This window comes from Burkholderia sp. YHN3-13, from assembly GCF_055810675.1.
The window spans coordinates 100,633-115,480 of sequence record NZ_JBVVNQ010000006.1; the positions used below are offsets into that span (position 1 = coordinate 100,633).

Consider the following 14,848-nt stretch of genomic DNA (forward strand, 5'->3'; position numbering starts at 1 on the left):
TGGTGGCCGCCGGTGCGCGCGCCGCATTCGCGCTAAAATGGGCGCCGAATTTCGACGTCCTTTGCATCGACCCGCGTCATCGACCGACTCCGAGAGCACCTGATGAACACCACGCCTCCCGCCCGCCGCAGTGCCGGCCCCGTCCGCTACCTCGTCGCGGCCGCCGTCGTCGCGGCCATCGCCGTCGCCGGTTTCTTCGCGTTCAACGGCAAGTCCAGCGTGCCGGACGCGACGTTCACGCTGCTGTCGGGCCAGAAGGTCTCGACCGCCGGCGACCTGAAGGGCAAGGTCTATCTGGTGAACTTCTGGGCGACGAGCTGCGCGACCTGCATGCAGGAAATGCCGCAGATGGTCGATACCTACAACCGTTTCAAGGGTCAGGGTCTGGAATTCGTCGCGGTCGCGATGAACTACGATCCGCCGATGTACGTCGCGAACTACGCGCAGACGCGCCAGCTGCCGTTCAAGGTCGCGCTCGACGACGGCAGCGTCGCGAAGCAGTTCGGCAACGTGCAGCTCACGCCGACGACCTTCGTCGTCGACAAGGACGGCAAGATCCTCAAGCGCTACGTCGGCGCGCCGCAGTTCGCGGAGCTCGACGCGCTGCTCAAGAAGGCGCTCGACGGCAACGCGGCCTGAGCGCCGCAAGATCCGGCTCGACGGGCCGCGCGCAGCGCCCTTCCCGCCTACACGGACCGTACGGCCGGGCAACCCGGTTCTGCGGTCCGTTTGCTTTTCAGCGCTCGGTTTCGCCTTTCGCCGACAGCCCGTAGCGCTTCATCTTCTCGTACAGCGTCGCCTTGCCGACGTGCAGCCGGTCGGCCGTCGCGGCGACCGCGCCGCCCGTCTGGTTCAGCGCCTCGGCGATCACCGCGCGCTCGAACTGCTCGATGCGCTCCTTCAGCGTCTGGTCGTTGTCCGCGCCGTCGCCGCCCGCGCCCGTTTCCTGCGGCATGTCGGCCACGCCGAGCACGAAACGGTCGGCCGCGTTGCGCAGCTCGCGCACGTTGCCGGGCCAGTCGCGCTGCATCAGGCTCGCGCGCTGGCGGTCGGTCAGCACCGGCGCGGGCCGCCCGTAGCGCACGGCCGCGTCGAGCATGAAGTGCTCGAACAGCGGCACGATGTCCTCGCGGCGCTCGGCGAGCGGCGGCAGCGCGATCGTCACGACGTTGAGCCGGTACAGCAGGTCGCGCCGGAACGTGCCGGCCGCGACGAGCTCGCTCATGTCGCCCTTCGCGGCCGCGACGACGCGGCAATTCACGCGGATCGGCTGGTTCGAGCCGAGCCGCTCCAGCACGCCGTCCTGCAGCACGCGCAGCAGCTTCACCTGCAGCGCGAGCGGCATGCTTTCGATTTCGTCGAGAAACAGCGTGCCGCCGGACGCATATTCGAGCTTGCCGACGCGGCGCTTCGCGGCGCCCGTGAAGGCGCCGGGCTCGTAGCCGAACATCTCCGATTCGAACATCGGCTCGGGCAGCGCGCCGCAATTCACCGCGATGAAGGGTTTGTCGCGGCGCGGCGACAGCTCGTGCAGGCTGCGCGCGATCAGCTCCTTGCCGGCGCCGGTGTCGCCGTTGATCAGCACCGACGCGTCGGTCGGCGCGACGTTCGCGATCAGCTTGCGCACCTGCTCGATCGCGGGGCTGCGGCCGATGATGCGCGGCGCGACGACGTCCTTCCCGGCCAGCTCGCGCCGCAGCGCGTGATTCTCGAGCACGAGCTCGCGGCGCTCGAGCGCGCGGCGCACCGTCTCGATCAGGCGCTCGGCCGCGAACGGTTTTTCGATGAAGTCGTACGCGCCGTCGCGCATCGCCTGCACGGCCATCGAGATGTCGCCGTGCCCGGTGACGAGGATCACCGGCACGTCGGGCACGCGCTCGCGGCACTGCGCGAGCACGTCGAGCCCGCTCGCGCCGGGCAGCCGGATGTCGCTGACGATCGCGCCGGCGGTGTCCGCGACGATCGCCTTCTCGGCCGCTTCGGCCGACTCGAAGCCGGCGACGTCGAAGCCCGCCAGCTGGAGGCTCTGCACGCTCGCCCGGCGAACGAGCGCATCGTCTTCGATATAGATCACTTGCAGCCGGTTGGCCATCGTACTCACTTGCTCCTGACAGGCCGCGCGGCTGTGTCGCGCGCGGCTGCGTTGATGCCGGTCGTGCGCCGACCGGGCCTGCGACGGGTCTAGTGCGAACCCGCCGGCTCGGACACGGAGTCCGGATGATGCGTGCGTGCGCGCCGCAGCGTCAAGACGAACAGCGCGCCGCCCGACGGCGCGTTGCGCGCGGTCAGCGCACCGCCCGCGTCGCTCGCGATCGACGACGAGATCGCGAGGCCGAGCCCGAGCCCGCGCCCCATTTCCTTCGTCGTGAAGAACGGTTCGAACAGGCGCGGCAGCAGGTCGGGCGCGATGCCGGAGCCGTTGTCGCGCACTTCGACCGCGAGCGCCGCGGCCGACACCGCGATCGTCACCTCGATCGCCGGCGCCGCGACGCCGGCCACCGCGTCGAGCGCATTGCCGAGCAGGTTGATCAGCACCTGTTCGAGGCGCAAATCCTCGCAGCGCGCGACGAGCGCCGGATAGTCGCGCGCCAGGTCGAGCGGTTCATCGTGCGCGGGCGACACGGTCGCGTCCTGCAGCGTCAGCGTGAGCGCGACGCCGCTCAGGCGCTCGCCCAGCAGCGACAGCACGCTGCGCAGTGCGCGCACGACGAGCGCCTGCTCGTTGCGCGGCTTCGCCCGGCCGACGAACAGCTTCAGCTGGTTCGTGATCTTGCCCATTCGCTCGGTGAGCGCCGCGATCGCCTCGAGGTTCTCGCGCGCGGCCGCCTGCTCGCCGCGATCGAGCAGCACGCGCGTGTTGTCCGAGAAGCTGCGCAGCGCCGCGAGCGGCTGGTTCAGTTCGTGCGTGATGCCGGCCGCCATCTGGCCGAGCGCGGCGAGCTTGCTCGCCTGGATCAGTTCGTCGTGCGCGGCGCGCAGCTCCTGCTCCGCGCGGATCCGGTCGCCGACTTCCTTCTGCAACTGCGCGTTCGCTTCCGACAGGTCGGCCGTACGCTCCTCGACGCGCCGGTTCAGCTCCGCGTACGCCTGCTGCAGCAGCGCGCGGCCGCGGATCATTTCGCGCACGCGCGCGCGGCGCATCCGCCAGTAGAACGCGAGCAGCGCCACCGACACGAAGCCGAAGCCCGTGACGATCGTCGCGTTGCGCGCATCGGTGTCGACGGGCGCGATCGGCGCGAGCGTGACGAGCAGCCAGTCGGGCTCGCCGATCCGGCGCTTGCTGGCAAGGAAACGCGGCGCGCGCCGGCCGGGGCCGAGGCGCACGATCTCCGCATCGGCGCCGAGCGTCTGCTCGATGCGCAGCGGCAGCGGCGTGACCGGTTGCTGCGCGTACTGGCGCGTCTCGTAGATCGACGCGGCCACGGGGCTCGTGAGCGGGCGCAGCGTGTGGTACTTCCACGCGGGCACCGACGACAGGAACACGACGCCGTGATCGTCCGCGACGACGAGCGGCTCGGACGCATCGGCGCCCTGGAACCATTCGAGATTGAGCTTCACGACGACGACGCCCGCGATCCTGCCGTCGCGCCACACGGGCTGCGAGATGTAGTAACCGGGGTCGCGCGAGATCGTGCCGATGCCGAAGAAGCGGCCGACCTGGCCGTTCATCGCGTCGACGAAATACGGGCGGAAGCGGTATTCGATCCCGACGAAGCTGTCGGGCGCGCGCCAGTTGCTGGCCGCGACGCACAGGCCGTCCGCGCCGATCACGTAGGTGACGGTCGCGTGCGCGTGTTCGTTGAGATCTTCGAGATAACGGTTGACGCGCGCGGTGTAGTCGCCGCGCTTCGGCTCGGCGAGCAGGTCCTGCACGTATGGATGGCTGCCCAGCAGGTAGGGCAGCGACTCGTAGCGGTCGAGCGTGCTCTTGAGCGCGTTGGTGGTGCGATCGACGCGCACCGCGGCATTGCGCTGCAGCTCGGCGACGCCGCGCTGCCAGGTGACCGTCCAGGTCAGCGCGCACGCCGCGACGAGCGCGGCGGCAAGCACGACGAGGATGAGCAGGCGGCGCGTCACGGTCGAGGCTTCCTGGCGATGCGGATCGCCTATTGTGTCATAGGCCTCCGCATCCACGGGTCGAGCGCCGCGCCCCGCGCCGCCGGCGGCGGGCGCCGCCGCCTGCTCCTTCATGACGTCAGACGCCGGCCGTCTCGGTCGGCGTGACCTCGCCGCCGCCCTTCAGCGCCTGGCGCAGCTTGTTGCGGTCGAGCTCCTTCTCCCACGCGGACACGACGATCGTCGCGACGCCGTTGCCGACGATGTTGGTCAGCGCGCGGCATTCGCTCATGAAGCGGTCGATGCCGAGGATCAGCACCATGCCCGACAGCGGGATCGTCGGCACGACGGCCAGCGTCGCGGCGAGCGTGATGAAGCCCGCGCCCGTCACGCCGCTCGCGCCCTTCGACGTCAGCATCGCGACGGCCAGCAGCGTGAGCTGCTGCATCCACGTCAGTTCGATGTTGGTCGCCTGCGCGATGAACAGCACGGCCATCGTCATGTAGATGTTGGTGCCGTCGAGGTTGAACGAATAGCCGGTCGGCACGACGAGGCCGACGACCGAACGCGAGCAGCCCGCCTTCTCGAGCTTTTCCATCAGTTGCGGCAGCGCGGCTTCCGACGAGCTGGTGCCGAGCACGATCAGCAGCTCTTCCTTGATGTAGGACACGAAGCGGATGATCGAGAAGCCCGTGAAGCGGGCGATCGCGCCGAGCACGACGAGCACGAACACGACCGACGTCAGGTAGAACGTGCCGATCAGCTTGAGCAGCGGCACCAGCGAGCCGACGCCGTACTTGCCGATCGTGAACGCCATCGCGCCGAACGCGCCGATCGGGGCCAGCTTCGTGACGATGTGCACGATGCCGAACAGCACGCGCGTGAGCCCGTCGATGAAGTCGGTCACGACCTTGCCGCGCTCGCCGAGGTGCGCGAGCACGCTGCCGAACAGCAGCGCGATCAGCAGGATCTGCAGGATTTCGCCCTGCGCGAACGCATCGACCATCGTGTTCGGGATGATGTGCATCAGGAAGTCGACCGTCGACTGCCCGTGCGCCTTCGCCGCGTACGACGCGACGGCCTTGCCGTCGAGCGTCGCCGGATCGATGTTGAAGCCGACGCCCGGACGCAGCAGGTGCGTGGCCGCGAGGCCCAGCAGCAGCGCGAAGGTCGACACGATCTCGAAGTACAGCAGCGCCTTGCCGCCGACGCGGCCCACCTTCTTCATGTCCTCCATGCCGGCAATGCCGGTGACGACCGTACAGAAGATGATCGGACCGATCACCATCTTGATCAGCTTGATGAAGCCGTCGCCGAGCGGCTTCATGTCGGTGGCGAGCGCCGGGTAATAGTGGCCGAGGATCACGCCGACGATGATGGCGAAGATCACTTGCACATAGAGCACTTTGTAGAAGGGTTTCTTCTTCACGATGGTTCCTGCTGAAGTAGATGAGCCGGTGGATACGGCGTCACGCGCGCAGGCGAATGTCTCAGGGGAAAGGCCACTCGCCCGCGCGGCTGCCGTGCCGCAACAAGCGATGCCTCAGGACATCCGGAGGGGGAGGAAGGCGTCGGTCATCGTTGTCTCCTTGCTTGCTGTAGTAGTTCGGCCGGGGGGAATGGCCGTGCGTTTTATATCGCAAGGTCGATGCCAGGTTTCCGGAACCCCTCAAACCGTTGTTTTCATTGTATTTCCCATAATGCGGCAGGCAAGGAAATCCGGGATTCCGGATTTCCGGAAAATATCCGTCCGGCGATCCGGACGGATTCCCTAATTCTTCAGATGAATCAGTGCTGCACGGCGCGGCCGGCCAGCAGGCCCGTCTGCGCATAGAACTCCTGCTGCGCGAACGCGTCGCGCTCGCGCCGGGCGCGCTCGCCGCGATCCGCGAGCGAGCCGACGACGATCCCGACGAACGCGAGCGGCACCGATACGAGCGCCGGGTTGTCGAGGAACACCGGCGCGTGCGCGTGATGCAGCACGTCGACCCACACCGATTTCGACAGCACCGTGAGCACCACCGCCGACGCGAGGCCGAGGCCGCCGCCGAGCACCGCGCCGCGCGTCGTCATCCCGCGCCAGAAGATCGACATCGCGAGCACCGGGAAATTCGCGCTCGCGGCCACCGCCGCGACGAGCCCGACCATGAACGCGACGTTCACGTGCTCGAACAGGATCGACAACCCGATCGCGACGGCCGACAGCACGATCGTCGACGCGCGCGAGATGCGCATCTCCAGCCGCTCGTCGGGCTTGCCGCGCGCCCACATCTGCGCATACAGGTCGTGCGAGATCGTCGTCGCGCCGGCGAGCGTCAGGCCCGCGACCACCGCGAGGATCGTCGCGAACGTGACGGCGGCGATGAATCCGTAGAACCAGTTCCCGCCGACCGCCTGCGCGAGCTTCACCGCGACCATGTTCGAGCCGCCGAGCAGGTCGTGCGTCAGGTTGAACGTGCCGTTCGCGCCGAGCCTGAAGAACTCCGGATGCTGCGCGAGCAGCACGATCGCCGAGAAGCCGATCACGAAGGTCAGCAGGTAGAAGTAGCCGATGAAGCCGGTCGCGTAGAGCACCGACTTGCGCGCCTCCTTCGCGTTCGGCACCGTGAAGAAGCGCATCAGGATGTGCGGGAAGCCGGCCGTGCCGAACATCAGCGCGATGCCGAGCGACAGCGCGTTGGCCGGGTCGCGGATCAGCTTGCCCGGCCCCATGATCGACAGCGCACCTGGATGCACGGCCACCGCGCGGCGGAACATCTCGTCGACGCTGAAGCCGAATTCGCCGAGCGCGAGCAACGCCAGCAGCGTCGCGCCGCACAGCAGCAGCACGGCCTTGATCACCTGCACCCAGGTGGTCGCGGTCATGCCGCCGAAGAACACGTAGACGACCATCAGCACGCCGACGATCAGCTCGGCCGTGCCGTACGACAGCCCGAACAGCAGCTGGATCAGCTTGCCCGCGCCGACCATCTGCACGACGAGGTACAGCACGACGATCGTCAGCGCGTTCGCGGACGTCAGCAGCCGGATCGGCCGCTGCGCGAAGCGGTACGCGACGACATCGACGAACGTGAACTTGCCGAGGTTGCGCAAGGGCTCGGCGATCAGGAACATCACGAACGGCCAGCCGACCAGGAAGCCGATCGAGTAGATCAGCCCGTCGAAGCCGAACATGAACACCATGCCGGACAGCCCGAGGAACGACGCGGCCGACATGTAGTCGCCGGCGATCGCGAGCCCGTTCTGCAGCCCGGTGATGCCGCCGCCGGCCGTGTAGAAGTCGCGCGTCGAGCGCGTGCGCCGCGCGGCCCAGCGCGTGAGCGCGAGCGTCGCGAACACGAACGCGAAGAACATCCCGATCGCGACCGGGTTCAGTTCGACCTTGTCGGGCATCGGGCCCGCGACGGATACCGCTTGCGCGGTGGAGGAAACGAGAACGGCCAGCGCGCCGAGCGCGCTCGAAGTGCGTCGCATGTCGGCCTCCATCACGAACGCTGCAGGATCGCGTCGACGCGGCGGTCGAACGCACGGTTCGCGCGCAGCACGTAGCACGCGGTCAGGCCGATCGCGACCAGGATGATCGCGACGCCCGCGGCGATGCCGACCGTCGTCGTCGCACCGCGGTACAGCGGCGCCGCGAGCACGTGCGGCGCGAGCGCGACGAGCAGGATGAAGCCGTAGTAGGTCGCGATCATCAGTGCCGTCAGCGTGAAGCTGAAGCGGCGCCGTGCGCGCACGAGCTGCTGGTAGTCGCGGCGCGCCGTGACCGATTCGATGACGGAAAGCTCCATGGTGTCTCCAATGTCCTCTCGTCGATGTGCGAGAAGTGTCTTGTGGATGGCCGGCGCGCCAATCGATCCGCCCGCGCCGTGGCGGCACATCGATGCGTTACACGACGCGATCCGCGCGCAGCCGCGCGACCTCGTCGGCCGACATCCCGAGCCAGCCGCCGAGCACCGCATCCGTATCGGCACCCAGTACCGGCGGCGCACCGCGCACCGGCAGCCGCGCGCCGTCGAAGCGGTACGGCGGCGCCAGCACGTCGACGCCGCCCGCGACCGGATGCGGCTGCCGCGTGACGAGCCCGGCGCGGGTCGCGCGTTCGGACGTCAGTGCCTCGTGCAACCCGAGCACTTCGCCACATGGAATACCGGCATCGGCGAGCGCGGCGAGCAGTGTCGCGCGCGAGCGTCGAGCGAGTTCGCGGCGAATCTCCGGCAGCAGGTCGGCGCGGTTTTCCGAACGGCCGAGGTTGGTCCCGTAACGCGCGTCGGCCGCGAGATCGGGACGCTCGATCGCGTCGCAGAAGCGTGCGAACTGCGTGTTGTTGCCGACCGTGATCACGAGCGGGCCGTCGGCCGCGTCGAACACGCCGTACGGCACGATCGACGGATGCGCATTGCCGTAGCGCGGCGGGTCCTCGCCCATCAACAGCGCGTCGAGCCCGTAGTACGCGGTGATCATCAGCCCGCAGTCGAACAGCGCCATCTCGATGCGCCGCCCGCGCCCGGTCGCATGGCGTTCGTAGAGCGCGGCGAGGATCGCCTGCGCCGAGTACATGCCGGTGAACAGGTCGACCGCCGCGACGCCGAACTTCAGCGGCGGCTGGCCGGCCTCGCCGTTCAGCGCCATCAGCCCGGCCTCGCCCTGCACGACGAGGTCGTAGCCCGGCCGCGCGGCCTCGGCGCCCGACCGGTCGTAGCCGGAGATCGCGCAATGCACGAGGCGCGGATTCAGTTCGGCCAGCGCGTCGTAGCCGAGGCCGAGCTTCTCCGCGCCGCCGAACTTGAAGTTGTGGATCACCACGTCGGCCTGCGCGGCCAGTTCGCGCGCGATGCGCTGGCCCGCTTCCGTCTGCAGGTCGAGGCAGATCGAGCGCTTACTGCGGTTCACGCTGTTGAAATACGTGGTTTCGGTGTCGCCGATCCGCAGCCCCCAGTCGCGCGTGTCGTCGCCGCGCACCGGATGCTCGACCTTGATCACTTCCGCACCGAAATCCGCGAGCACCATCGCGCACCACGGGCCGGCCAGCACGCGCGAGAAATCGAGCACCTTCACGCCGGCCAGCGGCAGCGCGCGCGGGTCGTTCGTCATTCTTGTCTCCTCCATTCGCGTGTTCGTCCTTATTGTTTCGACAGCGCGATGTAGCGCGCGAGATGGTGATCCTCGTCGCCGAGCTGGTGATCGATCATCACGAGCCGCTTCGCGTAATGCGACAGCGGCAGCTCCCAGGTCATCCCGATCCCGCCGTGCAGCTGGATGCTTTCCTCGGCGACCAGTGTGCCGATCCGGCCGATGCTGTACTTGGCCGCGGCCAGCGCGCGTTCGCGCACCGCGCGCGGCGCGTCGAGCTGCGCGGCCGCGTTGATCACGGCCGAGCGCGCCTGCTCGACCTCGAGCAGCAGGTCGGCCATCCGGTGCTGCAGCGCCTGGAAGCTGCCGATCGGCAGCCCGAACTGCTTGCGCGTGCGCAGGTAGTCGAGCGTGTGCTCCTTCGCGACATCCATCGCGCCGAGCGCTTCCGCCGACAGCGCGAGCAGCCCGTAGCCGAGTACGCGTTCAAGCAGCTCGGCGCCCGCTTCGCCGTCGTGCGCGCCGAGCGCCGCATCGGCCGCCAGCGCGACGCGTTCGAAGCGCACCTCGGCCGCGCGGCCGCCGTCGATCTTCCGGTAGTCGCGCAGCGACACGCCCGGCGCATCGGCCGGCACGACGAACAGGCCGATGCCGGCCGCGTCGTCGTCCTGCCCCGACACGCGTGCGCTGACGACGAAGAACGCCGCCTGCGCGGCCTGGTCGACGACGCCCTTCGCCCCCGTCAGCACCCAGCCGTCGCCGGTGCGTTCGGCGCGCGTGCGCACGGTCGTCAGCTCGTAGTGCGAGCCCGGTTCGTCGTGCGCGAACGCGGCGCTCGCGCTGCCGTCGATCAGCGCGGCGAGCCTGTCGCGATGCGCATCGCCGCCGGCGAGCGACAACGCGCGGCCCGCGAGCAGCGCGCCGAGGAACGGCTCGACGACGAGCCCGCGCCCCAGGCATTCGAACACCACGGCGATGTCGAAGCCCGCGCCGCCGAAACCGCCGTCGGCTTCGGGAAACAGCGCGCCGACCGTGCCGAGTTCGGCAAGGCGCTGCCACATCGCGCGATCGAAGCCTTCGGCCGACTGCGCGATGCGGTCGCGCACCGGGAACGGGTACTGTTCGGCGATGAAGCGGTTCAACGTGTCCGCCAGCATCCGGCGGTCTTCTGTGTGCTGGAAATCCATCGTCGCGTCCCTCGTTACAGCCCGAGCATCATCTTCGCGATGATGTTCTTCTGGATTTCGTTCGAGCCGCCGAAGATCGACAGCTTCCGGTTGTTGAAGTACTGCTGCGCGGCGCTCGCGGCTTCGTCCGGGCCGACCGGCTCGCCGTCGTAATCGGCAGCGAGCGCGTCGTCGACGAACGGCAGCGCGTACGGCCCCATCGCACGCCGCATCAGCGCGGTGATTTCCTGGCGGATCTGCGTGCCGCGAATCTTCAGCATCGAGCTTTCCGCGCCCGGCACGCCGCCGCCCGCGACCGCGGCCAGCACGCGCAGGTTGGTCGTGCGCATGTTCTCGAGTTCGATCTCGACGCGCGCGACGCGCGCCGCGAAGAACGGATCGTCGGCGAGCGGCCGCCCGTTCTTCGTGACCTTCGCGGCAACCGCGCGGAGCCGGTCGAGCGCGGCCGTCGAGAAGCCGATCCCCGCGATGTTGGTGCGCTCGTACGTGAGCAGGTATTTCGCGTAGGTCCAGCCGCGGTTCTCCTCGCCGACGAGGTTCTCCACCGGCACGCGCACGTCGGTGAAGAACACCTCGTTCACTTCGTGCTCGCCGTCGAGCGTGATGATCGGGCGGACCTCGACGCCCGGCGTGTTCATGTCGATCAGCAGGAAGCTGATGCCTTCCTGCTTGCGCACGTCGGTCGCGGTGCGCACGAGGCAGAAGATCATGTTCGCGTAGTGGCCGAGCGTGGTCCAGGTCTTCTGGCCGTTCACGACGTAGTGATCGCCATGGCGTACCGCGCTCGTCTTCACCGCCGCGAGATCGGAGCCGGCGCCCGGCTCCGAGTAGCCCTGGCACCACCAGTCGGTGCCGTCGAGAATGCGCGGCAGCCAGTGACGTTTCTGCGCTTCGTCGCCGTACTTGATCAGCACGGGGCCGAGCATGTTCACGCCGAACGGCACGATACGGGGCGCGCCCGCGAGCGCGCATTCGTTGTCGAACAGGAACTTCTGCGCGACGCTCCAGCCGGGGCCGCCGTATTCGCGCGGCCAGTGGCTCGCGAGCCAGCCGCGCGCGTTGAGTGTCGCGTGCCATTCGCGCATGTCGTCGCGCGTGAGATGCAGGCCGCCCTTCACCTTGCGCGCGATGCGCTCGGGCAGTTCGGCTTGCAGGAAGCGCTGCACTTCCGTGCGGAAGGCTTCCTCTTCGGGCGTGAAATTGAGGTCCATCTTCGTTCCGTTGCGAATGCGGTGGGCGTTCAGTCGACGCGGTTCAGGCTCGCGAAATCCGCGCCGCGCGCGACGAGATCGACGAGCAGCGGCGACGGCTTCCAGAACAGCGGATCGTCCTTCGCGAACGCGCGGATATCGGCGAGCACGTTCGCGAGGCCGATCGTGTCCGCGTAGTGCATCGGGCCGCCGCGATAGCGCGGGAAGCCATAGCCGTACAGGAACACCGCGTCGACGTCGAGCGGGCGCAGCGCGATCTTCTCGTGCACGACGTTCGCGCCTTCGTTGATCATCGCGGCGAGGTAGCGGCGCAGGATTTCGTCGTCGGTGAACGTGCGCGGCGTGATGCCCTTCCTCGCACGCTCGGCCGCGACGATCGCGTCGACTTCCGGGTCCGGCGTGCCGACACGCGCGCCGTCCGGGTACAGGTAATAGCCGCGCGCGGTCTTCTGCCCGAACCAGCCGCGCTCGCACAGCCGGTCGGAAATCTCGACGTAGCGTGCGCGCGGGTCGCGCGTCGCCGCGCGGCGCTTGCGGGTGGCCCAGCCGATGTCGCCGCCCGCGAGGTCGACGACCTGGAACGGGCCCATCGGGAAGCCGAAGTCGCGCACCGCGCGATCGATCTGGTACGGCGACGCACCGTCTTCCATCAGGTAGTCGGCCGCCGTGCGATAGACGGCGAGGATCCGGTTGCCGATGAAGCCGTCGCACACGCCCGCGCGCACCGGCGTCTTCTTGAGTTGCTTCGCCAGCGCGAACGCGGTCGCGACGACGTCCGCGCTCACGCGCGCCGGCACGACGATCTCGAGCAGCTTCATCACGTTGGCCGGCGAGAAGAAATGCAGGCCGATCACGTCGGCCGGCCGGTCAATGCTCGCGGCCAGCGCGTCGATGTCGAGATACGACGTGTTGGTCGCGAGCACCGCGCCCGGCTTGCACACGCGTGCGAGTTCGGCGAACACGGCCTGCTTCACCGCCATGTCCTCGAACACGGCCTCGATCACGACGTCGGCCTGCGCGAGCGCGTCGTACGACGTGCTGCCCTTGAAGCGCGCGAGCCGCGCCGCGTGCGCGGCCGGCGTCATGCGCCCTTTCGCGACGAGGCCGTCGTACACCTTCTCGACGTGCGCACGGCCGCGCGCGAGCGATGCTTCGTCGCGCTCGATCATCGTTACCGGCAAACCCGCGTCGAGCGCCGCGACCGCGATGCCCGCGCCCATCGTGCCGCCGCCGACCACGCCGATCCGCTCGACCGGCCGCGCGCTCGCGCGCCGCGCCTCGGGCGCCTTCGCCGCTTCACGCTCGGCGAAGAACGCATGCACGAGGCCCGCGCGCTGCGGACTGTCGAGGCATTGCAGGAACAGGCCGCGTTCGAACTTCATCCCCGCGTCGAACGACTGCGTGAGCGCGGCCTCGACCGCGTCGACGATCTTCGCCGGCGAGAACAGCCCGCGCGATTTCTTCGGCAACTCCGCCCGCGCCGCGTCGATCGCGGCCTGCGCGGCCGCACGGTCGGCAAGGCCCCGCGCATCGCGCGTGCGGCGCACCGGCGCGCCGAGCGACACGAGTTCCTGCGCGTAGGCGAGCCCTTCGGCGAGCGTGTCGTCGCTGTGCGCGACGCGGTCGACCAGGCCGAGCGTGAGCGCTTCCTCGGCGCTCGCATGGCGGCCCGTCAGCATCAGGTCGAGCGCGGCCTTCGCGCCGATCAGGCGCGGCGCACGCTGCGTGCCGCCCGCGCCGGGCAGCAGGCCGAGCGTGACTTCGGGCAGCCCGAGCTTCGCGCCGGGCACCGCGAGCCGGTAATGCGCGGCGAGCGCGACTTCGAGGCCGCCGCCGAGCGTCGCGCCGTGCAGCGCGACCACGACCGGCTTCGTGCCCGATTCGATCCGCTCGCAGACGTCGGGGAGCGACGGCGGCACCGGCGGCTTGCCGAATTCGCGGATGTCGGCGCCCGCGATGAAGTTGCGGCCGGCGCCGACGATCAGCACCGCGCGGATCGCGTCGTCGGCCTGCGCGGCGTCGATCGCGTCGGCCAGGCCGCGCCGCACGTCGGCGGACAGGGCATTGACGGGCGGATGGTCGATCGTGACGACGAGCACCTTGTCACGGCGCTCGCGCGTGACCGTGCCGGCTTGGGGGGTGGCGGGGGCATTCATGGCGTCTCCAGTCTGTGCACGAGGCATGACCCGATTCTCGATTGATCGAGATTCATTGACAATTCCCTCTTGCCTTTACAAGCTGTCAAGTCTGACTTGACACTGGATGCATTCCGACCGTTAAACGGGACGGATCAGGAGCGAAAACATGGACCTGAACGCGCTGACGCTGCTCGTCGAGATCCTCGACGCCGGCAATCTCAGCAAGGCCGCCCAGCGGCTCAAGATGAGCCGCGCGAACGTCAGCTACCGGCTGAACCAGCTGGAACGCTCGATCGGCCAGCAATTGGTGCGGCGCACGACGCGGCGCATCGAGCCGACCGAGATCGGGCTGAAGCTGTACGAGCACGGCCGGCGCATCCGCAACGAACTGCTCGCCGCGCAGGAATCGGTGACGACGCTCGGCCAGGACCTGCAGGGCCGCGTGCGGCTGTCGGTGCCGAGCGGCTACGGGCAGATGGTGATGTCCGACTGGCTGCTCGCGTTCAAGCGGCTGCACCCGGGCATCGTGCTCGACGTCGTGTTCGAGAATCGCGTCGAAGACCTGATGCGCGACGAAGTCGACATCGCGATCCGCGTGATGTCCGAGCCGCCGCAGAACCTCGTCGCGCGCGACATGGGCGCGGTGCGCTACGTCGCGTGCGCGTCGCCGGCGTTCGCGGCCGCGCACGGGATGCCGTCGAGCCTCGGCGCGCTGGCCGCCGCGCCGGTCGTCACCGCGACGGTGATGGGCCGGCAGCTCCGGATCGCCGCGTATCTCGGCGACGAGCGCCACGAGGTGCTGCTCGAACCCACGTTGATTTCGGAGAACTTCCTGTTCCTGCGCCAGGCGATCCTCGCGGGCATCGGCGTCGGCATCGTGCCCGACTACGTGATGCAGGACGACATGCGGCGCGGCACCGTCGTCACGTCGCTCGACGCGTACCGGCTCAGCATCTTCGGCACGCACATGTACATGCTGTACATGCCGAACCGGCATCACACGCGCGCGACGTCGACGTTCATAGAGTTCATCCTCGAACAGGCCGGAAAGACCGGCCGGGGCGGGCCCGCCGCGATTCGTCAGGGTTTTCTGTCGGATGACAATCCGCCGGCGGCGCGGCGACAATAGCGCGCCGGGCCGGCAGCCGCGTTGCGCCGGCGCCGTCGCCTCATTCGCATTCAC

At 69.0% G+C, this 14,848-nt stretch carries 11 protein-coding genes; 2 read left to right on the top strand and 9 right to left on the bottom strand.

Annotated features, from left to right (window positions below; all coding sequences use genetic code 11):
* Nucleotides 1-102: 102 nt before the first annotated feature.
* A complete protein-coding gene (locus AC0KUR_RS16220; protein WP_034189214.1) occupies nt 103-639 on the top strand; it encodes a peroxiredoxin family protein in 537 nt (178 codons plus the stop codon).
* A gap of 97 nt (nt 640-736) precedes the next feature.
* Here AC0KUR_RS16220 and AC0KUR_RS16225 read toward each other — a convergent pair whose 3' ends face one another.
* From AC0KUR_RS16225 to AC0KUR_RS16265, 9 genes are all read right to left on the bottom strand, one after another.
* Nucleotides 737-2,092 carry a sigma-54-dependent transcriptional regulator gene (locus tag AC0KUR_RS16225; protein ID WP_034189213.1) on the bottom strand — a complete coding sequence of 452 codons (1,356 nt, stop codon included), beginning with the start codon at nt 2,090-2,092 and terminating at the stop codon, nt 737-739.
* 89 nt (nt 2,093-2,181) lie between these two features.
* Nucleotides 2,182-4,191, bottom strand: coding sequence for a sensor histidine kinase (locus tag AC0KUR_RS16230; RefSeq protein WP_473376171.1), 2,010 nt, complete (start codon nt 4,189-4,191; stop codon nt 2,182-2,184).
* Between the two features lie 4 nt (nt 4,192-4,195).
* The gene (locus AC0KUR_RS16235; protein WP_034189211.1) at nt 4,196-5,485 is read right to left on the bottom strand and encodes a dicarboxylate/amino acid:cation symporter; all 1,290 of its coding nucleotides are present in this window, start codon (nt 5,483-5,485) and stop codon (nt 4,196-4,198) included.
* 359 nt (nt 5,486-5,844) lie between these two features.
* Nucleotides 5,845-7,530 (bottom strand): cation acetate symporter, encoded by a 1,686-nt coding sequence (locus AC0KUR_RS16240; protein ID WP_124670223.1) that lies wholly within the window; start codon nt 7,528-7,530, stop codon nt 5,845-5,847.
* Nucleotides 7,531-7,541: 11 nt separating this feature from the next.
* Nucleotides 7,542-7,847 (bottom strand): DUF485 domain-containing protein, encoded by a 306-nt coding sequence (locus tag AC0KUR_RS16245; protein ID WP_014895931.1) that lies wholly within the window; start codon nt 7,845-7,847, stop codon nt 7,542-7,544.
* A 97-nt stretch (nt 7,848-7,944) separates the two neighbouring features.
* Nucleotides 7,945-9,150 carry a CoA transferase gene (locus AC0KUR_RS16250; RefSeq protein WP_049030258.1) on the bottom strand — a complete coding sequence of 402 codons (1,206 nt, stop codon included), beginning with the start codon at nt 9,148-9,150 and terminating at the stop codon, nt 7,945-7,947.
* 29 nt (nt 9,151-9,179) lie between these two features.
* A complete protein-coding gene (locus AC0KUR_RS16255) occupies nt 9,180-10,316 on the bottom strand; it encodes an acyl-CoA dehydrogenase family protein (protein WP_473376172.1) in 1,137 nt (378 codons plus the stop codon).
* A 14-nt stretch (nt 10,317-10,330) separates the two neighbouring features.
* The gene (locus tag AC0KUR_RS16260) at nt 10,331-11,527 is read right to left on the bottom strand and encodes an acyl-CoA dehydrogenase family protein (protein WP_059558793.1); all 1,197 of its coding nucleotides are present in this window, start codon (nt 11,525-11,527) and stop codon (nt 10,331-10,333) included.
* 29 nt (nt 11,528-11,556) lie between these two features.
* The gene (locus tag AC0KUR_RS16265; protein WP_059558796.1) at nt 11,557-13,683 is read right to left on the bottom strand and encodes a 3-hydroxyacyl-CoA dehydrogenase NAD-binding domain-containing protein; all 2,127 of its coding nucleotides are present in this window, start codon (nt 13,681-13,683) and stop codon (nt 11,557-11,559) included.
* Nucleotides 13,684-13,831: 148 nt separating this feature from the next.
* Between AC0KUR_RS16265 and AC0KUR_RS16270 the strand changes: the two genes are divergently transcribed.
* Nucleotides 13,832-14,794: a LysR family transcriptional regulator gene (locus tag AC0KUR_RS16270; protein ID WP_049030921.1), complete on the top strand. Its 963-nt coding sequence runs from the start codon at nt 13,832-13,834 to the stop codon at nt 14,792-14,794.
* The last annotated feature ends 54 nt before the right edge of the window (nt 14,795-14,848 follow it).